The following is a 23,794-nucleotide window of genomic DNA, read 5'->3' on the forward strand; positions in this document are numbered from 1 at the left end:
GATAAAAGAAGTGATATTGTTATGAAAATCCTCGTGGTTGAAGACGAGCCTCGCCTTGGCGAACAAATTAGTGAAACCCTAGAACAAGCCGGTTGGGTTCCCGAACTGTCAACCGATGGCATCGATGCTTTGTATCGTGCAACTTCCGAGCAGTGGGATGCGATTGTCCTCGATTTAGGTCTGCCCAAACTCGACGGTTTGACCGTACTAAAAGGCATTCGCGATGAGAACATTAACACACCGGTTGTTATCTTAAGTGCGCGCGATACACTCACTCAGCGCGTTGAAGGCTTAAATGCTGGCGCCGACGATTACCTCACCAAACCGTTCGAGCTTTTAGAACTCGTTGCCCGTCTGCGCGCGCAGCTACGCCGAGCATCAGGCAACGCCTCACCGGTATTACAAGTGGGCGATTTGAGCCTTGATACTCGCACCTCGAAAGTGTTGTGGCAGGGGCAAGCGGTCAGTTTGACGGCGCTGGAATATAAAGTCGTCGCCTACTTTATGCATAACGCCGATAAAGTGATTTCCCGCACCGAACTGGTTGAACATATTTATAAACAAGATTTTGACCGCGACTCCAACACCATTGAGGTGTTTATCGGTCGAATCCGCAAAAAAATTGCGCCACAAGTCATCAAAACCGTGCGCGGCCTTGGGTACCAACTGAATGCCAATTAGATTTACCGGTATCCTCAAGCAGCTCAGCCTGCGTAACCGCCTACTACTGGCTGCATTTATCTGGCTAACCGCGATGATATTGGCAGCGGGCATTGTGGTTCCGACTCAAGTCTACGGTTACATGGTCGACGAAACCAAATCTCAGCTCAGCATCTATATGGATGAACTGGCGGCGAATTTGGAAACCAATAACGCGGGTCAACTTCTGATGCTCAGCAAACTCTCTGACCCGCGTTTTCGCCGCCCATACAGCGGTTTGTATTGGTCGATTGATGCCGGTGAGCACCGTTTGCGCTCGCGTTCATTATGGGATCGCACCATCGAATCTAAACCGCTGAAAAATCGCTTAGTCGGTGCGCGTAACGAGCCATTGATCTACATCGAAAAAACCTTATATCTCCCCGAATACCGAAACCCTGTACACGTTACTATTGGTATTGATGAAAAGCCGATCCGCGCTTCGATTGCCAAATTAAAAAGCCAGCTGTGGATCATTCTTGGTTTACTGTTTGTTGGCCTGCTGATCGTGATGGGTGGGCAGATTTACTGGTCGTTGGCACCGCTTCGCAAGCTACAACAAGATTTGGTTAAGCTGAGAGCTGGCGAACAGAACAGTCTAAACCACAGCTATCCACAAGAAATCTCACCGGTCATTTCCGATTTGAATGCGCTGCTGTTTCATTATCAAGAGCTACTTGAGCGCGCTCGCCACCACGCCGGTAACTTATCGCACGCACTAAAAACCCCAATTTCGGTACTGCGCAATGAAATCGCGGCGCTTTCAGATGCCGACCGCGCTATACTGCAGCCGCCAATTGAGCAGATCCAACAGCAGATTGACTATCACTTAAGTCGCGCACGTATGGCCGGTTCAAAAAACATCCTCGCAGTAAAATCATCACCATCACAGTGTGTAGACACCATTGCCAGCGCCTTTGACAAACTTTATGCCGCGCGAGAATTAACCTTAGTCAACGAATTAGAATCGGAACTTTTGGTTGCGGTGGAAGAGCACGATCTTAGTGAGATGCTAGGTAACCTGCTGGAAAACAGTTACAAATGGGCCAATTCGCTGATTCGAATTTATCATCAGCCCGAGCAAAACGGCTCGGTCAGCATTGTGATTGAAGATGACGGGCCGGGCATTCCAACTGAGAAGCTTTCTAGCGTCCAAAAACGCGGGGTGCGCCTTGATGAGTCAACGCCGGGCAGCGGATTAGGGCTCAATATCGTTACCGAAATGGCGCACAGCTATCGCGGCGCATTCACACTTGAAACCAGTAACTTAGGCGGCGTTAAAGCGATTTTAACCTTAAAGCTCAATCAAGTGACGACCAAAAAACCAAAGCGCAGTTAACTGCCAGAGTCTCGATGGGCGGCATCGTCGCCCTTAACGATTGAAAACACGCGTAAGAATGTCCCTCTAGCCCTTGCTCAACACCCAATTGAATGCTAGTATCCGCGCTCGTTTTAGAAGAATCCTTTCTTTTGAAACTTTACCATAGACGACAAGGTCGCATTGTCGCTATGAATTTATGATTTCTAATTTGAGAGTAATACTATGAAATTTGAAGCAGTAGTACGTACTGAGCTAGGTAAAGGTGCGAGCCGCCGCCTACGTCACGCTGGTCAATTCCCAGGCATCGTTTACGGTGGTGAAGCAGAGCCAGTTTCAATCGCTCTAAACCACGACGAAGTGATCAACCAAATGGACAAACCTGAGTTCTACGAAGGTCTGGTTCTAGTGATCGACGGTGCTGAAGTGAAAGTTAAACCACAAGACGTTCAACGTCACGCTTTCAAGCCAAAAGTTGAGCACATGGACTTCATCCGCATCTAATTTCCCTACCAGGAATTAGTTGGATAAATCCAGCCTTTTGCATATCAGATTTATCGGCCTTACCAACCGAGACATCTAAAAATTCGAAACCCCAGAGACTTACCACCTCTGGGGTTTCACCGTTTTAGGTCCCTACTTTCATCGTTACACCTGGCTTTCTCATCCATCTAGCCATAACGCTTCATTGCGAAGTGCTGCAAAGACCTTAACTCGCACGCACAAAAAGCACGACGTAACATCGTGCTCTAAGTTCAATTCATTATTGAGTAATGACGTTCTTTTATGCCGCCTCACCGATGGCACTGTTTGGTTGTTCAACTCGAAAACCACGACGAATATTGGTAAAGGTTATTCCGGCAAACACTACAATCACCAGCGACAAATGCCACACTTGGCTAAGCCCCATTTGCACCAAAGCCATACTCAGCAGTGAAGATACGATCATCTGCCCGCCTCCCGACATTGCCGCCGCCGCGCCAGCTTGTTTTTTGTACGGTAACATCACCATCGCCTGAGCACACGGCAGCGCAATGCCGTTACCCAAGATCATCAACAGCTGACCGATCATCAAAAACAGCGGCTCGTTTGGACAGAAGAAGAACCACACCGCAGAGCACAGGTGCAGTACCGGAGTAAACATCAGCATTTTTCGAGTGCCGATACGCGGCCTAAAGCGGTTGCAAGTTGAAGTACCAATCAACATTCCCATTGCGGGAATCAAAGCCCACAGCGCGTATTGATCTGAACTCATGCCAATCTGGTTTTGCATGATAAATGGCATCACCGACACTGTGGTGATCATCAAGCTGAAATTGAGCCAGCCAATACTGGCAAAACTCATAAAATAGCTTGAACGAATCAGGCTAGAATACTGTTTCGCCATTGCTTTAACCGACGGGACGCGCGATTTGGCTTTCACGCTTTCTTCAAAACGAAAGGCGATAATAACCCAAGCAAATAACACATACCCCAGCAGCGATACAAACACCATCGACCAGCCAAAATGCGCATTGATAAAGCCGCCAATAACCGGAGCAAACAACGGCGTGATCGAAGCAACCATAGCAATATAAGACATTGCCAGCGGTAACTCGGCGCCGTTGTAACGGTCACGCGTAGAAGCTCGAGCCAACACCGCGCAACAACCAGTGCCTAGCCCTTGTAGAAACCGACCAAGCACCATCCCTGAAAACGACGCTTGGCAGGCGATAACCACACTCAAACCACTGACCGCAATAAGCAAACCACACAGCAGAACCTTTTTCCGGCCTAGCGCATCCGAAATCGGACCATATAAAAATTGCGATGGTCCAAAGCCGAGTAAATAAACACTGACCAGCAATTGGGCTTGGTCCAAGTTAATATTGAAATCTTTGGCAATCCAAGGCAGTGATGGCATTACCAGCCCCATGCTAAGTTGTCCCACGCTGATGATAAGGCAGGCCAAAATAATGGTTCTTTTCTGAATACTGTGGGTCATGAATTTCCTAATACTGAATAAGGCAGATAAATAGCGCGCGAATTACTCTTCGCTCATCGCTTGGCCACGCTGTCTACCATGATGATGGCGCCCCCCGCCATGATGGCCACGACCGCCACCTGCCCCATGTCGTGCACGGCGGCGCAGCGAGCCAGATTCATCATGCTCAATCACTTTGGATTTGACACGTTTAACGGTCGAGAGGCTGGTTTCTGTCTCATCGGCAACTTGCTGAAGGGTCTTTCCTTCTAGCAACAAAGTGGCGATATGCTGATGCTTTTCACGATTGGCCGGACGACCACGAAACTTCTCTTTCCATGCGTCAGGATTGCCTTTTAACGCGCGGCGCCCCATTTCTGCGGCAAAAAGACGATGTTGCTTTTCGGCGTCAGAATACCCTTTTAGTAGGCAAAGTAATACCTTAGTCTCGACGCTGTCTGGCTCAAATGTGAGTTCTTGACTCAAAGTTTGCAAGGTCACTTTTTTTTCTAGCAGTTGGCTGATCAGTTCATGACTGTGTTTGAAGTCAGGCGCTAATGCATTTAGCCACCACAGCGCAAGTGTATCGCCAGGTTGCAAGCTATCAAACAGCTTAGAAAATTGCTCTCGTTCAAGCGCAGGCACACGCCCTTTAACGCGGTCTTGAATCGCCTGCGCCTCAGGAAAGCGCTCTGAGAGCGCTTCAAGTTGGCTATCGAGCTCGCGGTTCTTCGGTGAATAACGGGTGTAAGTATAAACCGTCATACTGTTCTCCTTAATTCTTGTCACTATTAGCTTGTTCAGAAACCGAGGATGACGCTTGGCTTTCACAACATCTGATTTGCTTCACCACTCTCAATACTCACCCTGTCGGTACTCACGACTCATGCTTATCAATAAGCTCATATAACGTTATGGGTCAATATTAGATCGGTTCATAAATATTGTAAACACTAAATGAGCCATTTATTTTTCATCCTTGGTGATTCAATCATTAAACATGGCGTTCTCAACTGAGGTCTCTTTTTCAAGCCAAGGATGTCTGATATGTTGTAACAACAACTTAGCTAGGATCACCGTTTCAGATATAAGGAGATCACATGAAATTATTTGTATTTGAACATTGCCCTTTTTGCATTCGCGCCATGATGACGGCTGGCTACAAAAAGCTCGATGTTGAGCTTGAATACATTCAAAACCACGATGTGGATGCGAGAATCGAAAAAGTGGGCGCCAACATGGTGCCGATTCTGCAAAAAGACGATGGCAGCTATATGGCAGAAAGCTTGGATATCGTTGCTTATCTTGATGGCATTGATGAGTCGGCGCCAATGGCCGCTGCAACCAAAACCGCCGCGATAGACACATGGAAAAAACGCGCTCACCCTTATGAAGGGCCTTTAGTTCATCCTCGCTGGATGAAAATAGACCTGCCAGAGTTTCAGTGCCAACCCGCCAAAGATTGGTACACCAAGAACAAGTCGACCATGATTGGTATGTCGTTTGAGCAAGCACTTGAAAACAGCGCCGAGTATATCGCTCAGATGAACTCGCTGCTGACCAAAATCGACTGGCTCGTGCTGCCTTCAGAAAAGAGCCAAACACTCAGCTATGATGACATTCTCACCTACCCATCGCTGCGGAATCTCACGGTGATAAAAGGCATCGAATTTCCAGAGCGAGTACGCCAATACATCGATGAAGTCACGGCGATCACTCAAATTCCACTCTACGACGACGTCGCAGTTTAACCAGCCCGGCCATAATTACGGCTTCACAGTCAAAAAGCTTTCAATAAATATCGTCAATCCCGATTGCCCATCGGCTGGCGTTATTTATTGATGGCAACACAATTCCATTCGCGGCGTATTCAAGCTGTGTTAGAATCGCGCCCTTTCACCCGCTTGCGCGTTTAACCAACTTAGAGACGACTCATGCCATTTTCAACATTTGGACTGAACCCCGCACTTGTCACTGCCATTTCGGAGCTTGGCTACCAAAAGCCAACCACCATTCAAACCAAAGCAATTCCGGTTATTTTGCAAGGTAAAGACCTGATTGCTGCCGCGCAAACGGGAACCGGTAAGACCGCCAGTTTTGTCTTACCCATTTTGCACCAGCTCAGCCAAGCTCAAACGCAAAAGAAAAAACGCATTCGCGCGCTGATTCTGGTTCCGACCCGCGAGCTCGCCATTCAAGTCGATGAGAAAATTCAGCAATATGCTAAGCATCTGCCACTCACGTCGCTGGCAATGTATGGCGGTGTGGATGAAAAGGCGCAAAAACAAGCGTTGATCGATGGCGTCGACGTATTGGTCGCAACCCCTGGGCGCTTACTGGATATGTACGGCCAACGTGCGGTGTATTTCGAAGAAGTCGAAGTGATGGTGATGGATGAAGCCGACCGCATGTTAGACATGGGCTTTATCGACGACATCAACAAGATTTTGGACCGTTTGCCGAGCGATATTCAGCACCTGCTGTTTTCTGCAACGTTGTCAAACAAAGTGCGCGATTTGGCGAAATCGGCCATTCCCGATCCTTTTGAGATTAGCATTGCCGCCAATCAGGCGTCCAAAGCCAATATTGAGCAATGGCTTATCACCGTGGATAAAGACAAAAAGTCCGCGCTGCTTAGCCATTTAATCAAAGAAAACCAGTGGCAACAGGCGCTGATTTTCATTGAAACCAAACATGGCGCTGCCAAATTAGCCGCCCAGCTTGAAAAACGCGGCATTGAAGCCGAAGCGTTTCACAGTGGGCGTAGCCAAGCGATTCGCACGCGATTACTGGAAGAGTTCAAAGCCGGAAAAATTCGTTATTTGATTGCTACTGGCGTGGGTGCTCGGGGTATCGACATTCATGAATTAACCCGTGTGGTCAATTACGATTTACCCTTCCCTGCCGATGAGTATGTCCATCGCATCGGACGAACTGGCCGCGCGGATGCCAAGGGTGAAGCCATCTCACTGGTGTCAAAAGACAACTTCAAGAACCTGTGTATGATTGAAAGCCGTTTGGGCCACTTGATTGAGCGCCGCGAAGTAGCTGGGTTTGAACCGAAAAAACCGGTACCGATTTCGATTCTAAACTACGTACCCAAACATAAACGCAATCCGCAGCAGTAAAGCTTACACTAAGTCAGTATGAGTGCTGTGAAAGCGCTATACACAAAAAGGCGACCTGAGGTCGCCTTTTCTTTTCGATATCAATCTATGCAAATTATTCGTCGATATCGACGGTTTGCTTGATATAGAGCGAAGGATAGTTTTGACGCATATAACGCTGCTCTTCAACCATATCTTTAAAGGTCGGCCCTTCACTAAGTTTGAGCACCACCTCTTTGCCTTCCACTCTCAGCACGCTGCCTTTTACCCAGACTTGACGGCCTTCATGCAAATTCAACGTCCCAGTAATGCTCACTCCACGGCCAAAACTCGCGCCACCTTCCACTAGCACTCGCAAGCCTTTTTCAGAAACCTCACTCACGTGAAAACGGTATCCAGCTAAACGAATATCTGGCATTGCCCGTTTCGGATAGCAAAGCCGAAAAAATTCGCGCCGCTGTTCAAACTGAGAATCGTCCATAAAATTTCCACTCCGTAAGCCAAGTTCCTGAGTTGCTCGATAAACCGAGCTTTTGCTCAGTATACCGAAAGGTCTAAATGCAACAAGACTCTGACTTCACACAAGTTATTCATTTATGGCGATAAATCACATTTAACCAAACAACCAAGCGATAGCAAAAATCACCACGAAAAACACTAATGTGCATTTGACCAACAACTTGACGTTGGTCGTGCCTCCACGTGGAGGTTCATTACAGCAACCCATAATATCTCCTACTAATACGTTGGCGAGCCTCTACGTTACCCCTTTCCCCAAGGGGAAGGTCAAGCCACCAGCCCGCCTAAAGATGAATTTTTTATGACAGAGCAATCGCACTAAAAGATGGTGAGTTATTTGCTAAACAAACAGATACGCAAACAAACAATTTACATAATATTAACTTGCGCGCTGCATTTAAGAATTTTTGACTGAATTCTGAAAATTCAACATTGACGAAAAAACGCTCGATTTCTAAATTTTAGAGGTACTGTCACTGGGAGGTCATAAATATGAAACGTGCCACAAATTCGTATCGTCTACAAATCATCAAAGAAGTTGCTGTAAAACAAGAACGACTGAAAGGTGGCGATCCGATGGCAGCCTACATTCAAGATTTACTCGATCATCACCCCGAAGGGATTAAAAAAGACGTTGAGTACAACCAACGCTTTGCGGGAAGCCATTTTGACGAACATGTCGGAGGATGGATCAGTGACCGTTGGTCACTCAAATAAATCTTGTTGCGGGCTTACAGGTTGAGTCGATATTTCGCCTGAAGCAGACGGCTTACTTTGAGCCATTTTACGCTTATAGCGTTGCTGACATAACTTAATCACATGGCGCTGCTGAGCCGGCGTCATGTTCAGCCAACCAAATCGCTCTTCGCGTTTACGCATACACCCCTGGCAGTACCCTTTGGCATCCATGGAGCAGATGCCCACACATGGGCTTGGGACGGGGAAAAACTCAAGCTGTTGCATCGTCTCCTATTTGCCTCACATCAATATCGTAAATATAATCAATCACTTCCATTGAAATTCACCGTTAAACTATGACTTAGAGCTGACAAAAAGCTAACCTTGTCAAATATACTAACCAAACTTATTGCAGGACGATATAAAGTCAATACTTCCACACACTGGAGTCAATTTATATGAAGCTTAGTTCAAAAGCGTTACTTGCTACAATGTCACTTCCTTTTGTCATTGCCGGATGCTCAACCATGAAGCCTCAACAAGACATCACTGCCGCAGATTTACAAAATCACCGCTGGGAACTTGTCAATATCAATGGTCAAGACTTCAATCCGACTGCGCGCCAAAAACGACCATTTATTCAAATTAATGACACCCTAAAAACCTCAGGTAATGCGGGATGTAATAATTTTATCGGTCAAGGCGAGCTTAAAGACAATCAATTTCGCGTCGACAAAATGGGCATGACGATGAAAATGTGTATCGGCGACATCATGGACTTTGAACAGTCTATCTCGCAAGCGCTACAAGAGTGGAGTAGCCTGACTCTCGATGGTGATAAATTGATCATCGAAACGGAAGTCAACACCCTGACCTACCAACTCAACGACGCCAATCAATAACGCGAAATTCACGTTTATTACCCTATTGATCATAAACCCCCTATTGATCACAAACCCCATTGAACACAAAGCAGCCACCGGCTGCTTTGTTATTTCTACCGCCATCACAGCTTTATTTGTTTATGTTTCAGAAACATACCAAAGTGACTATTTTTCGTCATAATGAATAGAATCTCAGACTTTTCCGGTCTGAATCATTTAGATTCCATCATTTTACAGGACTTATTATGACAAGGTTGCTGTCACTGCTACTCACAGTTTTGCTTCCATTCTCTGCTTTCGCCCAAGACGATTGGCCCACGACGCTGGAAAAAGCCAAAGGTCAAACGGTGTATTTTCATGCTTGGGGCGGCAGCCAAGAAATCAATAACTACTTAAGCTGGGCAAATGAGCAACTTGAGAAACAATACCAAGTTACTCTCAAGCAGGTCAAAGTCGCGGACATTGCTGAGACCACCACGCGCTTAATCGCGGAAAAAGCCGCGGGTAAAAACAGTGGCGGCAGCGTCGATATGGTTTGGATCAACGGCGAAAACTTCAAATCAATGAAAGACAATAAATTGCTGTTCGGACCGTTTGTTGACCAACTTCCAAACTGGCAATACGTCAATCAATCTCTGCCTGTCGACAGCGATTTTTCCGAACCGACCATGGGGCTTGAAGCGCCTTGGGGCGTAGGCCAGCTAGTGTTTATTTACGATCAAGACAAGCTCAATAATCCTCCGCAATCATTTGCGGAGCTACTGAGCTACGCCAAAGCTTTTCCTAATCGTGTCAGTTACCCTCGCCCACCAGAATTTCATGGCACCAGCTTTTTAAAAGCGCTGTTGATAGAGCTCAGCGGCAACGATCCCGCTTTAGCAAGCCCTGTCTCGGAGGCCGATTTTGCTAAAGTGACCGCGCCGCTGTGGCGTTATCTTGATGAATTTCATCGCTACGCTTGGCGTTCGGGTCAACAATTTCCTGCTAGCAGCGCAGAAACCGTGCAACTGCTCGATGATAACCAGCTCGACCTCGCCATCACATTCAACCCTAACTCAGTGTACGCAGCGCAAGCGAATGGCACACTCGGCAAATCGACCAGCGTCTATGCAATGCAAGCTGGCGCATTGTCTAACATTCACTTCCTTGCCATTCCATGGAACTCCAATGCCAAAGCGGGGGCATTGGTCGCCATCAACTTCTTGCTGAGCCCAGAAGCTCAGTCACGTAAAGGCAATCTCAAAGTATGGGGCGACCCATCGGTACTTAAAAACGACTATTTAACCGGCAGTGCTCATCGCACTCGTCTGTTTGCATCAATCAAAGAGCCACATCCTAGCTGGCAGACAGCACTTGAAAAAGAGTGGCAGCGCCGTTACGGCCATTGATGATTGGTCATCCACGTTCGACTATGCTGTTTCGAATTATTTATTTACTGGTCATTTTGCTATGTATTAGCCCCACACTTCCGGGGCTAATTGGCGTAGTGTTCGCCGCGGTCGGGTATTTGCCTGTCATCGGCTTGAATCATGCTAGCAGCGCCGCTTTTACCGCGTTATGGCACTGGCCCGGCATATCAGATTCAATACTCTTAACGATACTTTCCGGGCTAGTCAGTACTTGCGGGGCAGCACTATTGTGCTTTTCCGTACTGCAACAATTTTGGTTACACTGTCACTGGAGACGTATTGAACCTCTTCTCGCCCCGCTTTTGGCCATGCCTCACGTGGCCTTTGCAATCGGTTTTGCGTTTTTGTTTTCGCCCACCGGGGTTATCGCCCGTCTGGTAACGCAATTCGGCGCCGATTTACAAGCCAGTCAAACCACTTGGTTCATCAATGACCCTTACGCTGTCGGACTAACCTTCGCGCTCGCGCTTAAAGAAATGCCATTTCTAGTGTTGATGAGCATTCCGGTGCTGCAGCAACTCAACCTCAATCACCTGCATCAGACCTGCGCCTCAATGGGCTATAGCCAAAGTCAGTTTTGGTGGAAAGTGGTCTTGCCACAATGGTTAGTAAAAATGCGTTTTTCGCTGTTTGCGGTGCTCGCATATGGCGTATCTGTGGTCGACATTAGCATCATTGTCGGGCCTAAATCGCCGCCTACATTAGCGGTGCTGGTATGGCAGTGGTTCAATGACCCCAATATTGCCATGCTGCCACAAGCCGCCGCTGGCGCCCTGCTACTGTTCGCGATTTTGTCCCTGCTCATGACAGCGATGTGGCTGGGAGAAAAACTGCTGGTGACGGTCAATCGCCAATGGCAATTCTCAGGGCGTTTTGGCATCACTTTACCGGGTAAAAGCGTGTTCGTCTCGGTTATCAGCTTAGTGAGCATAATGATCCCGCTACTGCTGTTGTGGAGCTTTGCTCAGCGTTGGCGCTTCCCTGATTTGTTGCCTTCACAATTCACTGCGCGGTTCTGGCTTTCACAGTGGAATGCTTTCGTCCCGACACTTACCGATAGCCTTATTATTGCCACCATTTCAGCAAGCCTTGCGGTCATCATGGCGCTGATTGCGCAGCAGTATCGCGTCCATCATAGATGGTCTCTGCCGGGCTATATCATTGTGTTGCCAATGTTGATTCCGCAGCTCTCGCTGTTGCTGGGTCTGCAAGTAGCCGCGCTCTCGATAAGTGAACAGAGCTATTATCTATGGGTGATATGGTCACATCTGTTCTTCGCCTTTCCGTTTGTCTATCTAGCGCTCAATGGCCCTTGGCAGAGTTACGATCATCACTACTCACAAATATCCTTAAGCCTTGGCAAGTCGCCGCTGCAGACCTTTTTTAAAGTCAAACTGCGTATTCTGCTCCCGGCGGTTTTATATGCTTGGGCGCTCGGGGCGAGCGTCAGCCTTGCTCAATATTTACCAACGTTAATGCTCGGCGCAGGGCGTATTTCCACCGTCACCACCGAAGCGGTAGCACTGTCGAGTGGCTATGACCGACGCATTAGTGCGATTTACGCACTTTGGCAAGCCATACTGCCCGGGCTGTTTTTCGCTCTGGCAATACTGCTTGGTAAACGCCGCCGTGCAAACCTTGTCTATCCATATTCATCACAGGAAACCGCGAAATCATGACGCTACGCGTAAAAAACCTGACCATTCGCCATCGTCAATCACAGCTGTGCCTATGTGACAACGCCAACTTTGTTATCGAGCCTGGCCGGGTGTTAACCCTGATGGGTCCCAGTGGCTGTGGAAAATCGACTCTGCTTGCGAGCCTTGCAGGCCATCTTGCGCCAGATTTTCACCTCACGGGCAGCGCGACATTAGCGCAAACAGAATTGCTAGATTTGCCCGCTCACCAGCGCCAAGTTGGGATTTTATTTCAGCAAGACTGCCTATTTCCCCATTTGAATGTATGGGAAAACTTAGCGTTTGCTCTGCCCAATCACATCAAAGGCAAGGCCCGCCGCCAGCACGCACTCGACGCACTTGCCACTTTGGAGTTGAACGCTATTGCCGAGCATTTTCCGCAACAAATTTCTGGCGGCCAACGGGCTCGTATCAGTTTGCTGCGCATGCTGCTTGCCCAACCTAAGCTCGCCTTACTCGACGAGCCGTTTAGCCAACTGGATGCCAAATTGAGAACTCAGTTTCGAGATTGGGTGTTTGCCGAACTGCGCCGCGCTAATATTCCAACGTTGCTTGTCACCCATGACAGCCAAGACGCCCCGAACGGGCAAACCGTCATTCACTGGCCTTTGGAGAATCACCATGCTTGATCGCTACAGCACGCGCTGGGTAAAACATCCACTCACCCGTATTGCCATGCTGCTCGATGACGCCGACATCACCGCTAACCAAGTCACCATCGCAGGCTTTGTGGTGGGATTAATTGCCCTTCCCGCACTTGCCTACCAACAATACACTTTGGCGCTGGTTGCGATCCTGCTAAACCGATTATGTGATGGCCTCGACGGCGCACTGGCGCGCATTCAAGGCGTCACTGACGCGGGTGGTTTTCTCGATATTTGCTTAGATTTCTTGTTCTATTCACTGGTGCCGTTCGGCTTTGTTCTTGCCAATCCAGAGCACAACGCCATAGCGGGTGCGTTACTGATTTTTTCTTTTGTCGGCACCGGCAGCAGCTTTTTAGCCTTTGCGATTCAAGCCAGCAAACGCGGCATTATCAATCCGGTTTATCAACATAAATCGCTGTATTACATGGGAGGTTTAACCGAAGGCACCGAAACCATCGGTTGCTTTGTTATCTTGTGTTTACTGCCAGAGCACTTTGCTACCATCGCTTACGTATTCGCGACCGCATGCTGGTTCACCACCGCCACCCGCATTTACTCGGGTTTTCAAACCCTCAAACAAGACTCGGCGGCATAACCCTTGATATACATCAACCGCTAAGCCAATTCATACCAAAGGCGATGTCAAAATAACAACAACGCGGTTAGGCTAAGTTTTTACCCGTTTTCGAGTTCAGCTATGCCAGCCAATTTAGACCGAATTTTGCTCGACATTGCCCTTGGTTTAAGCGCCAACCTCACTTCACACAACCAATATCAACGCTTGATTAAAGGACTTAATCAAGTGATGCCGTGTGATGCCAGTGCATTGCTGGTGTTTGATAACGCAGGTTTTCTGACTCCAGTTGCCAGCAGTGGTCTGCAATCGACAGTCATGGGTCGGCGTTTCTTACCCAGCGACCATCCGCGTCTTGAAGCAATTACCAGTAGCAAAGTACCAGTGCGATTTGATGCCGACTGCACGCTGCCTGATCCGTTTGACGGCATGTTGCTCGCGACCGATCAAGATATTGATGTACACGATTGCATGGGCTGCAGTTTGTATGTCGAACAGCAACTGGTCGGCGCGTTAACCATGGACTCGCTCACGGTAGGCGCCTTTGATAAAGTCGACCATACCGTACTGGAAACCTTTGCCGCTCTCGCCGCAGCCTCGCTTCGCAACCGTGCGATGCTCAAAGCGCTGCGAGCCAAAAACGTCAAACAGCAACATGTCACTGAAATGCTGATCCAACAAGCGCGTAAACAGCAGGGCGAGATGATCGGCTCCAGTAACGAGATGCGAAAACTGCGTCTTGGCATCGACACTGTCGCAACGTCAGATTACTCGGTACTGATAAGCGGTGAAACTGGCAGTGGTAAAGAGTTGGTTGCCCACCAAATCCACGCCCAATCTAGGCGTTGCGATCAGCCGATGGTTTACGTCAACTGCGCAGCATTGGCAGAAAATTTGGCAGAAAGTGAGCTGTTTGGTCATGTCAAAGGCGCGTTTACTGGTGCCAATCAAGCTCGCGCAGGTAAATTTGAGCTTGCCGATGGTGGCAGCTTATTTCTCGATGAAATCGGTGAATTACCTTTGATGTTACAAGCCAAGTTGCTACGCGCAATTCAACACGGTGAAGTGCAGCGTGTTGGCAGTGACCGCAATGTGTTGGTCGATGTAAGAATCATCGCGGCCACCAACCGCGACTTAGTTCAAGAAGTGGCCGACAAGCGTTTTCGCGCCGACCTCTTCCACCGATTAAATGTTTATCCGATCCACGTTCCACCGCTAAGAGAACGCGCGGCGGACATCGCCATGTTATCAGGGTATTTGTTGGATAAGGTTCGCCATCAATTTAATGTTCATGGTCTGCACCTCGACAGCAAAAGCCTTGTTATGCTAGAAAAGCAGCATTGGCCCGGTAATGTTCGCGAGCTTGAACATAGCCTAACCCGAGCGGCACTCAATGCCATTCAGGCGCAAAGCCAAGTGATTCGACTTGAGCATTTTTATCCTCAAGCCGTGATAGCCTCACATTCTGAAAGCGACCCTTTACCCGCTCAACCGACGGCGCTGCGCGAACTTGTCACTGACTATCAAGCACGCATCATTTCCCAAGCACTTGAGCGGCACGATGGCGTTTGGGCCAAAGCAGCGCAATTTCTCAAAACCGACCGCGGTAATCTGTATCGATTGGGTAAAAAGCTGGGGATAGACACCTCCTCAAATAGCCGCTGACCTAGGAGCATTCAGCGCTTGGATGTCAAAAACACACACTCACTGGGTGTCTTTTTGACATCAAAAGATCTTTAAACAACATTAAAGCCTTTAAATTTCAATACTTTATTTAATGGCACGTTCTCTGCTATGAGCAGCAGATAAGATTACGCGTCACTGCGTAAACCCCATCTATCAGCTCAAGGGAGAACAGCATGTTTTGTATTCAATGCGAACAGACCATCAACAGCAAAACCAAAACCGGTTGCAGCTTTGCCAAAGGTATGTGCGGGAAAACAGCCGAAGTATCCGACTTACAAGACGTATTGGTTTACAGCTTACATGGGCTATCAGAGCTTGCCGCTTTGGCCTGGAATCAGGGCATCATCGATGTCGAAATCAATCGCTGGGCGCCACAAGCGTTTTTTGCCACACTCACCAATGTAAATTTCGACCCAGAGCGTATTTTTCAGTTGGCCATGCAAGCGGAAGATTATAAAAGCCGCCTGAAAAGCCAACTTGCTGGCGACATTGTATTCGGTCAAGCCGCCCAATTGACTTTACCTAACGATCCTCAAGCACTGCAGCATTTGGCGCCTGAGCTTGCAGTCAACCGAGGTAAAGATCAGTTGGATGAAGACATCATTAGTCTAAGACTGCTGTGCTTGTATGGTTTGAAAGGCGCTGCGGCCTATTTAGAACATGCGCGAGTCCTTGGTCAAACCAACGACGACATTGACTTACAATACCACCGAATCATGGCTTGGCTCGGCAGCGACCCCACTGACGCCACTGAGCTATTTGATCAAGCGATGCAAATCGGCCTGATGAACTACCAAATCATGGCGATGCTGGATAATGGCGAAACCCAAACCTTTGGTCATCCAACGCCTTCATCGGTCAATACCAAACCGGTAAAAGGCAAATGTATTTTGGTCTCGGGTCACGATTTGCACGATCTAGAGCAAATTCTTATTCAGACTCAAGGCACGGGCATTAACGTCTACACCAATGGCGAAATGCTTCCCGCACATGCCTACCCTGAGCTAAATAAGTACCCTCATTTGGTCGGCAATTACGGCAGTGCATGGCAAAACCAACAACACGAATTCGCCAACTTTCCTGGTGCAATTGTCATGACCTCTAATTGTCTGCTAGACCCAAATCCGGGCGCTTACGCTGAGCGCTTATTTACTCGCAGCATCGTTGCTTGGCCGGGAGTCAGCCACATTGAAGGCGATGATTTTAGTCCTGTGATTGATACGGCCCTAACGCTAGCGGGGTTTGAACACGATGAAATCGAACAGAGGTTAACCGTGGGTTTTGGCCGCAACACTTTGCTTCAAGCTGCACCTGAGGTAGCGAAGCAAGTCAAACTCGGTAACATTAAACACTTTTTCTTAGTCGGTGGCTGTGATGGTGAAAAAGCACAGCGAAGCTACTATCACGACTTTGCCTGCGCAGTCCCTGACGATGCACTTATCATGACACTTGCATGTGGAAAATATCGCTTCAACCATCACCAATTTGGCGATATTGAAGGCATTCCACGCCTATTGGATGTCGGCCAATGCAATGACGCTTATTCGGCAATTCAGTTGGCGCTGTGGCTGAGCAAAGAGTTTGACTGCGACATTAACCAGCTGCCATTAACACTGGTATTGTCATGGTTTGAACAAAAAGCCATCGTTATTCTGCTCACCCTTTTTGCGCTTGGTGTAAAAGGCATCTATGTCGGCCCAACTGCGCCCGCGTTTATGACTCACGGTGTGCTTGAAAGCTTAATTGAACGCTTCGACCTACATCTTATTTCCACCCCACAAGCGGATTTAGAGCAAATTTACGCGGCGTAGTGGTCGACAATGCCTTCAATGTTTACATTCTTACATGTTTAACGGATAGCTAGATCCTTGGACAATAAAAAAGCCAGTCTATCGACTGGCTTTTTCTGCTTTGAATACAGTGAGACTTAATCGTCTGACGTGGCGGAAATACGGTGAATCGACAAATCTGCGCCGTTAAACTCTTCTTCTTCACCAAGACGTAAGCCCATGGTTTTATGCAAAATCCCATACACTATGGTGGCGCCAATCAGCGCAATCGCGACACCGAGCAAGGTGCCAAGAATTTGCACCGTTAAACTCACGCCGCCAAGCCCAGCAAAGCTCTGTTGGCCGAAAATACCTGCTGCAATACCGCCCCATGCGCCGCATACACCGTGAAGAGGCCAAACCCCCAGCACGTCGTCAATTTTGGTTTTTTGTAGCCAAGTAAACAGGTAAACAAACAGTACACCCGCCAATGCGCCAGTCACCAAAGCGCCGATAGGATGCATCAAGTCAGAGCCGGCACATACCGCAACCAAGCCTGCGAGCGGCCCATTGTGTAAGAAACCTGGGTCATTTTTACCCGCGAGAAGCGATGCGATGATACCGCCGACCATCGCCATCAATGAGTTAATTGCCACCAAACCGCTAATGCCATCAAGAGACTGAGCCGACATCACGTTAAAACCAAACCAGCCGACACACAAAATCCACGCGCCCAACGCAAGAAATGGAATATTGGATGGCGCGAAGTTGGTGTGCTTACCCGCTTTAACGCGCCCTTTACGCATACCAAGAAAACACACTGCAACCAATGCAATCCAGCCGCCTACCGCGTGGACGACAACCGAACCAGCAAAGTCATGAAACGGAGCGCCAAATTGGTTTTCAAACCAGCTTTGCACACCGAAATTGCCATTCCAGATGATGCCTTCAAAAAATGGATAAACCAAACCGACCGTAAAAAAGGTAGCGAATAAGATTGGATAAAAGCGCGCACGTTCAGCAATACCACCCGATACAATCGCAGGAATGGCCGCGGCAAAGGTTAACAAAAAGAAAAACTTCACTAACTCATAACCATTGCCTTGCGATAAGGTTTGCGCGTCTTGGAAGAAATGCCCACCATAGGCAACCCAATAACCGATAAAAAAATACGCCAGCGCAGAAACACCAAAATCGGAAAGAATTTTCACCAGTGCATTCACTTGGTTTTTTTGTCGCACCGTGCCAACTTCCAAAAACGCAAAGCCCGCGTGCATTAAAAACACCATAATTGCCCCTAACAGCAAAAATAACGTGTTTGAACTTTGGGTTAGGACTTGTACGACTCCTTGCACCTGCTCCACCGTGGCTGCCATTGATATCACTCTCCGTTATGCCTTTGCACAATTAATGCGCTTAAAATTATTAACAATCACCAAAATGGTGATAAAACATGACTACTGAGCGGAGAAAAGCAAAATACGAGCCAACTCACAATTTAATTCCATTAAATAATTTTATATAAATATCAATATTTTATATTTTAAAGCATCATAAACAGTCACTAAGTAACACTTAAGTGCACCAGTTTGGATCATGATGCGCACCAATAAACACCACCATTGCGCATCATATTGGTGATAGCAATAATTAATTTCAGTTTAATTTACACCATAAATCCTCAAGTTAGTGCAGGCGTTTATTCACTTCCAGTGAGCAAATCGCGAGATATAAAAAAGGCCAGTTTCAAAACCGGCCTTATAACCCAAAGCATCAATGTCTAGCGAAACAGCAGCGCCTTCAACGAAGCTTGTTCATCGATATCGGCAAACTCTGGTGGGTTACTCAAACGCTGCTGGAATTGAAGCTCAGGGGCTTCTTGTTTCATTCCATCAATCAGAAAGTCGCAGCTGACCGCTGGTGAGTTAACACACGCAAGCACTTCACCTTGCTCTGCAAGCAACTCCGGAAGACGGCGCAAAATGCGCTGATAGTCTTTGGTCAAAGCAAAACTGCCTTTTTGAAATGATGGCGGATCGATGATCACTAAATCATAAGGGCCAAATTTCTTAATTTTTCCCCACGATTTGAAAATGTCGTGAGCAAAAAACTTCACTTGATTGAGGTTATGGCCGTTGAGATGATGATTCTCGCGCCCTTTGGATAATGAGGCTTTCGCCATATCAACATTGACGACGTTATCGGCTCCACCCGCAATTGCTGCAACCGAAAAGCCACAGGTATACGCAAATAGGTTTAGGACGTTCTTATGTTTCGCATTGTCACGCACCCAATTACGACCATAACGCATGTCCAAAAATAAGCCGTGGTTTTGGTTGCGGCCAAGGTTTAATTGATAGCGAAGCCCGCTCTCTTCCACCACGGGTGCGGCATCCAACTCGCCCATGACAATCTCAGCGGGATCGCCATCTTGATAGCGATGCTGAATCACAATACTTTGCAGCGCTCTCTGCTGGCAAACAGGCTGCTGGCTTAAATCAACCAATCCACTTCGCAGCGCAGCAAGGAACTCATCCTCTACCTGTTTAAAAACACTGACGATCAGTTGCCCTTGCAGCCAATCGCAGGTCAACTGCTCCAAACCGGGCCAACGGCGACCACGGCCGTGAAATAAACGGCGCACCTCATTCGGTGTGGATTGTAAACTTTCACTAAGGTGTTGAAAAAAAATCGGCAATGCACTTACTTGCATGGGAAAACTCTTGTTATTTGATCGCGTGACGCTAATGCGCCACTGTTTATAATTTGGGCCAATCTAACTGCCATGGCGTTTGCCAGGCATCGAGAGTTTGACTGACTTGCGGCGCAGTCCACTTCTCACCTAAACCATGATATTGGCGCGGGTCGCACACCAGTTCAATCGGTTGTTCTTGATAGTCAAAACGCAGCGCAAAAGCGTGTAGATAACCCCGGTCTGCTTGGCTTGACGGCGAATAAATACTATCGCCAACAATCGATGAACCAATCGAATTAAGCGCGACGCGAATCTGATGAGTCTTTCCCGTATGAGGCTTACAGATAAACAATCGTTCGCCCGGCTGCGCGGCTGCCGAGAGAAACTGCGTCACCGCCGGATTCTCACAGCTATTGACTAACTTCCAACTTGAACGGCGCGAGCGCTGCATGTCACCGCGAATGAGCCCCTGCTTCTTTTTCGGTTTTTTACTGCCAATGGCTACGTAGTACTTTTCCACCTTGCGCTTGGCAAACAGGCCTGATAACTCACTCGCGGCTTGTTGATGCTTAGCGAGTATCAGCAAGCCAGAGGTCATTTTGTCGAGGCGATGCACCAAATATAGCCGTTCAATCCCAAGTTCAAGGGCGACGTGTTGCAATAGCATGGTATCGCCATCGTCTTTATGCACCGACACATTCGGGTGCTTATTAATCACAACAAAGTCTGGATGAGAAAAAACGCTATCAAACATAACCACCGCTCCAATTTGAAGCCATGAAGTATACCGTTTGAAACGGCGAATACCAGTTCAGTGCTACGTGACAGGCATAAAAAAGCCTCCCAATTGGAAGGCTTGATGCTGTGAGGTACCAAAGCACTTAAAGAATCGAGAACAGGAACACCATCACGATAGCAATTGGGCACACTAGGCGTACATACCACGGCCAGATTTTCCAGAACAAACCTTGTTCGATGTCTGGGTTACCTTGCTTAATTTCGTTAAGCAAATTGTTGCGATGCCAGATCCAACCGACAAATACCGCCCACACGGCGCCAAGTAGCGGCTGCATATAAACAGTGGTGAACGTCGCCACAAAGTTAAACAGCGCGCCAAAGTTTAACGAGATAATAATGCTGGTTACCGTGATCAGACCGCCAATCAACCAAGTAGCTTTGCCACGCGTCATATTAAGCTCATCTTGAGCGCACGACACTGGAACTTCAAGTAGTGAAATAGACGACGTCAACGCCGCAATCACCATTAAAACAAAGAACGCGGTACCAATAATGATGCCTGCGCCGCCCATGGTATCAAACATTGATGGCAACACTTGGAACACCAAGTCGCTTGAGCTTATTAGCTCGCCTGCATCATTGAAGATTTGTACGCCGTTATGTTTGGCAACAAACATTGCAGGTAGAATCAATAAGCCAGCACCAAAGGCAACACCAGTATCAATCGCAGCAACTTGAGCGGCTGTTTTTGGAATGTTGACGTCTTTTTTCAGGTAAGAGCCGTAAGCGATCATCGACCCCACACCCAAAGAGAGTGAGAAGAATGCTTGTCCTAATGCGTCAACCAACAGCGGCGCTGTGATATGAGATACATCTGGAATCAAATACATTTTCAGCCCGTCAATCGCGCCGTCTTGGGTGAAGATATAAGCGATCATCACGGCAAATAGCACGAACAGCATTGGCATCAAGCGGGTTGACCATTTTTCAATCCCGTCTGCCACACCGTTTTTCACCACATAGATGGTCAAAAGCGAGAAAATCACTGCCAATACCACGTTACGAGTATCGCCAAAGCTTACCAACCAATCGGAAACGTTGTTCATTCCTAGCACTTCAAAAGTGGGCGCAGCGGAAAAGCCAATTAACCAACCTGCAATAATAGAATAGAAGCTAAGAAGAAGTGACGCCGTCACCATTGCAATCAGACCAAAAAATGTCGCCCCTACACGGTTACGAGTCCAGATGCTGCGCAATGACGCAACCGGGTTAGATTGACCGTGACGACCAATGGTCAACTCTGCCACTAACATCGGAAATGCGAGCAGGAAAACCATGATCAAATAGATCACCAAAAACGCCGCACCACCGTTGCTCGCCGTTTTGGTTGGAAAACCCCATACATTACCAAGACCAACAGCAGAGCCCGCTGCTGCCATAATGAACCCTAATCGTGAAGAAAAGTGTTCTCTTGAATTACTTGCCATAATCGTTCTTTACCACAGTTGTGTTTGTGTTCATCACCTTTCAAAAAGGTGTAAATTAATTTGTACACTTTGCGAAAAAATTGGCTGTTCGCGAAGTGTGGCAAGTAAAGCAGTTTAAAATTAGAATTGGAAGCCCAAACGGTATATTTTTTGGCTTTTGACTTATTTTATACCGTTAAATGCTGATTTTTTGCACACCTATAATCCATCCTTCTTTGTTCCTGCTTTTATATACATTTTTTCACTTATTACTTTACTTGTGGATATTGCTTTCGTGAACTCAAAGCACTGAAGCGGGTTTCTCTGAACTTTATTTCGTTTTAGTATCTAACATCGAAACACTTGATCGGGACCTTACATGGAAAAGTTCTACCATTTCTTAACCTTAGCAAGCATTGTCGTCTACTGGCTGCTGGTTGCCGGTGTGACGCTTCGTGTCGTGCTCAAACGCCGCGCGGTAAGCATTTCTCTTGCTTGGTTGATGATCATTTATATCCTGCCGATCGTCGGTGTTTTGTGCTATTTCCTATTTGGTGAACTCAATTTGGGTAAGAAGCGCGCAGAACGCGCCAAAGACATGTTCAAACCCTTTGAACAGTGGTTTACCGGACTCAACGACTGTAATGCTCACTCCCCTGAAACCTTTGGTCGTCACATCTATAAAATTGACGAACTGTGTAACCACCGTTTAGGCCTGCCAGCCTTAAGCGGTAACACTTTGTCTTTGCAAAGTGCGCCGAGCGATATTCTGCACTCAATCATTAAAGATATTGAAAAAGCAGAAACCTCGATTCAAATGGTGTTTTATATTTGGCACCCAGGCGGTTTGGTCGACTCGGTCGGTACCGCTCTGATTCAAGCCGCGAAACGAGGCGTCAATGTACGGTTGCTGCTCGACTCTGCAGGCAGTCCACGCTTTTTCCGCAGCCCTTGGCACACGATGATGAAAGATGCCGGTATCGAAGTGATTCAAGCACTGGAAGTCAGCCCATGGCGGATATTCCTACGTCGCCTCGATTTACGTCAGCATCGCAAGATCATCGTTATCGATGAAAAAGTCGCTTATACCGGGTCCATGAACATGGTTGACCCGGCTTATTTCAAGCAAAACTCCGGCGTTGGCCAATGGATCGACATTATGGTGCGCGTGACTGGCCCAACGGTAAACGTGATTTCAGCCATTCACTGTTGGGACTGGGAAGTGGAAACCGGAAAGCGCATGTTACCCTCTTTACCAGAATGCCATATTGAACCTGAGCAAAGCCCACACCACCCGATTCAGGTCGTGCCATCCGGTCCGGGCATGCCGGAACATCTCATCCATCAAGTGCTGACGCTGGCAATCAATCAAGCGAATGAATCGGTGCGTATTACCACTCCGTATTTCGTCCCAAGCGCCGATTTAGTAGAAACGCTAAAAATGACCGCTCAACGCGGAATTGAAGTGGAGTTGATTATTCCGCTTAAAAACGATTCGCTCATGGTGCAGTGGGCATCGCGGGCATTCTATTCAGAGTTGATGTACGCTGGAGTGAAAATTTACGAATTTTATGGCGGCTTGCTGCATACCAAATCGGTGGTGATCGATAAGCAGTTTTGCTTAGTCGGAACCGTCAATATGGATATGCGTAGCCTATGGCTCAACTTTGAACTTACGCTCGCGATTGACGATGAGGCCTTTACCGAGCAGATGTATCAACTGCAGCAGAGCTATATCGAAAACGCTCATGAAGTGGTGCTTGAGAAGTGGCAACAACGTAGCTTTTATTCTCGTTTTTTAGAAAGGCTTTTCTATCTTTTCAATCCATTGCTGTAAATTATTGCCCTAACTTAAGTTATTCAGCACTTTTTTATCTGAGATAGAAGAAACTGACTGGCTAACAATTGTGCACAAAGCCATTTTAGCCCTTGATATTCAAGCGTT

Annotated in this window: 22 protein-coding genes; 14 read left to right on the forward strand and 8 right to left on the reverse strand. The window is 47.6% G+C overall.

Going from position 1 to position 23,794, the window contains the following annotated elements:
- Positions 1-21 precede the first annotated feature (21 nt).
- The 3 genes from BLS03_RS01755 (at position 22) to rplY (ending at position 2,521) form a co-directional block, all read left to right on the forward strand.
- Complete coding sequence (locus tag BLS03_RS01755) at positions 22-681, forward strand: response regulator transcription factor (RefSeq protein ID WP_093268828.1); 660 nt, start codon at positions 22-24, stop codon at positions 679-681.
- Positions 671-2,038, forward strand: a complete 1,368-nt coding sequence (locus BLS03_RS01760; RefSeq protein ID WP_093268831.1) for a sensor histidine kinase — start codon at positions 671-673, stop codon at positions 2,036-2,038. Before BLS03_RS01755 ends, BLS03_RS01760 begins: the two co-directional genes overlap by 11 nt.
- 204 nt (positions 2,039-2,242) lie before the next feature.
- Entirely contained in the window at positions 2,243-2,521 is a 279-nt protein-coding gene (gene rplY, locus BLS03_RS01765) for a 50S ribosomal protein L25 (protein WP_093268833.1), read from the forward strand.
- Positions 2,522-2,801: 280 nt separating this feature from the next.
- Here the strand turns inward: rplY and BLS03_RS01770 are convergent, their stop codons facing one another.
- Positions 2,802-4,001, reverse strand: coding sequence for a multidrug effflux MFS transporter (locus BLS03_RS01770; RefSeq protein ID WP_093268835.1), 1,200 nt, complete (start codon positions 3,999-4,001; stop codon positions 2,802-2,804).
- 42 nt (positions 4,002-4,043) lie between these two features.
- A complete protein-coding gene (locus BLS03_RS01775; protein WP_093268836.1) occupies positions 4,044-4,745 on the reverse strand; it encodes a recombinase family protein in 702 nt (233 codons plus the stop codon).
- 335 nt (positions 4,746-5,080) lie between these two features.
- On the opposite strand from BLS03_RS01775, the gene grxB reads away from it, so the two are divergent.
- Positions 5,081-5,731: a glutaredoxin 2 gene (gene grxB / locus BLS03_RS01780; protein ID WP_093268839.1), complete on the forward strand. Its 651-nt coding sequence runs from the start codon at positions 5,081-5,083 to the stop codon at positions 5,729-5,731.
- A gap of 183 nt (positions 5,732-5,914) precedes the next feature.
- Positions 5,915-7,108 (forward strand): DEAD/DEAH box helicase, encoded by a 1,194-nt coding sequence (locus tag BLS03_RS01785; RefSeq protein ID WP_093268841.1) that lies wholly within the window; start codon positions 5,915-5,917, stop codon positions 7,106-7,108.
- 94 nt (positions 7,109-7,202) lie between these two features.
- On the opposite strand, the gene BLS03_RS01790 is transcribed toward BLS03_RS01785, so the two are convergent.
- Positions 7,203-7,568 carry a PilZ domain-containing protein gene (locus BLS03_RS01790; RefSeq protein WP_093268844.1) on the reverse strand — a complete coding sequence of 122 codons (366 nt, stop codon included), beginning with the start codon at positions 7,566-7,568 and terminating at the stop codon, positions 7,203-7,205.
- 530 nt (positions 7,569-8,098) lie between these two features.
- Between BLS03_RS01790 and BLS03_RS01795 the strand changes: the two genes are divergently transcribed.
- Positions 8,099-8,323 carry a hypothetical protein gene (locus tag BLS03_RS01795; RefSeq protein WP_093268848.1) on the forward strand — a complete coding sequence of 75 codons (225 nt, stop codon included), beginning with the start codon at positions 8,099-8,101 and terminating at the stop codon, positions 8,321-8,323.
- Here BLS03_RS01795 and BLS03_RS01800 read toward each other — a convergent pair.
- Positions 8,312-8,569 (reverse strand): DUF1289 domain-containing protein, encoded by a 258-nt coding sequence (locus BLS03_RS01800; RefSeq protein ID WP_093268851.1) that lies wholly within the window; start codon positions 8,567-8,569, stop codon positions 8,312-8,314. The two genes, BLS03_RS01795 and BLS03_RS01800, sit on opposite strands and share 12 nt — an antisense overlap.
- Positions 8,570-8,742: 173 nt before the next feature.
- Between BLS03_RS01800 and BLS03_RS01805 the strand changes: the two genes are divergently transcribed.
- The 7 genes from BLS03_RS01805 to hcp all read left to right on the forward strand — a co-directional run bounded on the left by BLS03_RS01805 (position 8,743) and on the right by hcp (position 16,992).
- Positions 8,743-9,186 (forward strand): META domain-containing protein, encoded by a 444-nt coding sequence (locus tag BLS03_RS01805; RefSeq protein WP_093268852.1) that lies wholly within the window; start codon positions 8,743-8,745, stop codon positions 9,184-9,186.
- Positions 9,187-9,413: 227 nt separating this feature from the next.
- A complete protein-coding gene (locus BLS03_RS01810) occupies positions 9,414-10,556 on the forward strand; it encodes an ABC transporter substrate-binding protein (protein ID WP_093268855.1) in 1,143 nt (380 codons plus the stop codon).
- Positions 10,532-12,256 carry an ABC transporter permease gene (locus BLS03_RS01815; RefSeq protein ID WP_245696539.1) on the forward strand — a complete coding sequence of 575 codons (1,725 nt, stop codon included), beginning with the start codon at positions 10,532-10,534 and terminating at the stop codon, positions 12,254-12,256. Before BLS03_RS01810 ends, BLS03_RS01815 begins: the two co-directional genes overlap by 25 nt.
- A complete protein-coding gene (locus tag BLS03_RS01820; protein WP_093268857.1) occupies positions 12,253-12,903 on the forward strand; it encodes an ATP-binding cassette domain-containing protein in 651 nt (216 codons plus the stop codon). Before BLS03_RS01815 ends, BLS03_RS01820 begins: the two co-directional genes overlap by 4 nt.
- On the forward strand, positions 12,896-13,516 hold the full coding sequence (locus tag BLS03_RS01825; RefSeq protein WP_093268859.1) for a CDP-alcohol phosphatidyltransferase family protein: 621 nt from the start codon (positions 12,896-12,898) through the stop codon (positions 13,514-13,516). Before BLS03_RS01820 ends, BLS03_RS01825 begins: the two co-directional genes overlap by 8 nt.
- A gap of 102 nt (positions 13,517-13,618) precedes the next feature.
- Positions 13,619-15,160 (forward strand): nitric oxide reductase transcriptional regulator NorR, encoded by a 1,542-nt coding sequence (gene norR, locus BLS03_RS01830; protein ID WP_093268861.1) that lies wholly within the window; start codon positions 13,619-13,621, stop codon positions 15,158-15,160.
- Between the two features lie 194 nt (positions 15,161-15,354).
- Positions 15,355-16,992 (forward strand): hydroxylamine reductase, encoded by a 1,638-nt coding sequence (hcp, locus tag BLS03_RS01835; protein ID WP_093268863.1) that lies wholly within the window; start codon positions 15,355-15,357, stop codon positions 16,990-16,992.
- A gap of 116 nt (positions 16,993-17,108) precedes the next feature.
- On the opposite strand, the gene BLS03_RS01840 is transcribed toward hcp, so the two are convergent.
- From BLS03_RS01840 to BLS03_RS01855, 4 genes are all read right to left on the reverse strand, one after another.
- Positions 17,109-18,326: an ammonium transporter gene (locus tag BLS03_RS01840; RefSeq protein WP_093268866.1), complete on the reverse strand. Its 1,218-nt coding sequence runs from the start codon at positions 18,324-18,326 to the stop codon at positions 17,109-17,111.
- A gap of 404 nt (positions 18,327-18,730) precedes the next feature.
- Complete coding sequence (locus BLS03_RS01845) at positions 18,731-19,663, reverse strand: class I SAM-dependent methyltransferase (protein ID WP_093268868.1); 933 nt, start codon at positions 19,661-19,663, stop codon at positions 18,731-18,733.
- Between the two features lie 46 nt (positions 19,664-19,709).
- On the reverse strand, positions 19,710-20,399 hold the full coding sequence (locus BLS03_RS01850) for a TIGR01621 family pseudouridine synthase (protein WP_093268871.1): 690 nt from the start codon (positions 20,397-20,399) through the stop codon (positions 19,710-19,712).
- Positions 20,400-20,526: 127 nt separating this feature from the next.
- Positions 20,527-21,870 carry a sodium-dependent transporter gene (locus BLS03_RS01855; protein WP_093268874.1) on the reverse strand — a complete coding sequence of 448 codons (1,344 nt, stop codon included), beginning with the start codon at positions 21,868-21,870 and terminating at the stop codon, positions 20,527-20,529.
- 358 nt (positions 21,871-22,228) lie between these two features.
- Here BLS03_RS01855 and cls point away from each other — a divergent pair, with 358 nt between their 5' ends.
- On the forward strand, positions 22,229-23,686 hold the full coding sequence (gene cls, locus BLS03_RS01860; RefSeq protein WP_093268876.1) for a cardiolipin synthase: 1,458 nt from the start codon (positions 22,229-22,231) through the stop codon (positions 23,684-23,686).
- Positions 23,687-23,794: the final 108 nt, after the last annotated feature.

Origin of the sequence: Vibrio xiamenensis, from assembly GCF_900100015.1 — a bacterium.
In the GTDB taxonomy this organism is placed as follows: domain Bacteria; phylum Pseudomonadota; class Gammaproteobacteria; order Enterobacterales; family Vibrionaceae; genus Vibrio; species Vibrio xiamenensis.

Coding starts and splice junctions, on each gene's coding strand:
- norR (WP_093268861.1), top strand. CDS start 13,619: ATGCCAGCCAATTTAGACCGAATTTTGCTCGACATTGCCCTTGGTTTA.
- BLS03_RS01855 (WP_093268874.1), bottom strand. CDS start 21,870: ATGGCAAGTAATTCAAGAGAACACTTTTCTTCACGATTAGGGTTCATT.
- BLS03_RS01840 (WP_093268866.1), bottom strand. CDS start 18,326: ATGGCAGCCACGGTGGAGCAGGTGCAAGGAGTCGTACAAGTCCTAACC.
- BLS03_RS01775 (WP_093268836.1), bottom strand. CDS start 4,745: ATGACGGTTTATACTTACACCCGTTATTCACCGAAGAACCGCGAGCTC.
- BLS03_RS01825 (WP_093268859.1), top strand. CDS start 12,896: ATGCTTGATCGCTACAGCACGCGCTGGGTAAAACATCCACTCACCCGT.
- grxB (WP_093268839.1), top strand. CDS start 5,081: ATGAAATTATTTGTATTTGAACATTGCCCTTTTTGCATTCGCGCCATG.
- BLS03_RS01850 (WP_093268871.1), bottom strand. CDS start 20,399: ATGTTTGATAGCGTTTTTTCTCATCCAGACTTTGTTGTGATTAATAAG.
- BLS03_RS01790 (WP_093268844.1), bottom strand. CDS start 7,568: ATGGACGATTCTCAGTTTGAACAGCGGCGCGAATTTTTTCGGCTTTGC.
- BLS03_RS01800 (WP_093268851.1), bottom strand. CDS start 8,569: ATGCAACAGCTTGAGTTTTTCCCCGTCCCAAGCCCATGTGTGGGCATC.
- BLS03_RS01785 (WP_093268841.1), top strand. CDS start 5,915: ATGCCATTTTCAACATTTGGACTGAACCCCGCACTTGTCACTGCCATT.
- BLS03_RS01755 (WP_093268828.1), top strand. CDS start 22: ATGAAAATCCTCGTGGTTGAAGACGAGCCTCGCCTTGGCGAACAAATT.
- cls (WP_093268876.1), top strand. CDS start 22,229: ATGGAAAAGTTCTACCATTTCTTAACCTTAGCAAGCATTGTCGTCTAC.
- BLS03_RS01760 (WP_093268831.1), top strand. CDS start 671: ATGCCAATTAGATTTACCGGTATCCTCAAGCAGCTCAGCCTGCGTAAC.
- BLS03_RS01770 (WP_093268835.1), bottom strand. CDS start 4,001: ATGACCCACAGTATTCAGAAAAGAACCATTATTTTGGCCTGCCTTATC.
- rplY (WP_093268833.1), top strand. CDS start 2,243: ATGAAATTTGAAGCAGTAGTACGTACTGAGCTAGGTAAAGGTGCGAGC.
- BLS03_RS01795 (WP_093268848.1), top strand. CDS start 8,099: ATGAAACGTGCCACAAATTCGTATCGTCTACAAATCATCAAAGAAGTT.
- BLS03_RS01845 (WP_093268868.1), bottom strand. CDS start 19,663: ATGCAAGTAAGTGCATTGCCGATTTTTTTTCAACACCTTAGTGAAAGT.
- BLS03_RS01805 (WP_093268852.1), top strand. CDS start 8,743: ATGAAGCTTAGTTCAAAAGCGTTACTTGCTACAATGTCACTTCCTTTT.
- hcp (WP_093268863.1), top strand. CDS start 15,355: ATGTTTTGTATTCAATGCGAACAGACCATCAACAGCAAAACCAAAACC.
- BLS03_RS01810 (WP_093268855.1), top strand. CDS start 9,414: ATGACAAGGTTGCTGTCACTGCTACTCACAGTTTTGCTTCCATTCTCT.
- BLS03_RS01820 (WP_093268857.1), top strand. CDS start 12,253: ATGACGCTACGCGTAAAAAACCTGACCATTCGCCATCGTCAATCACAG.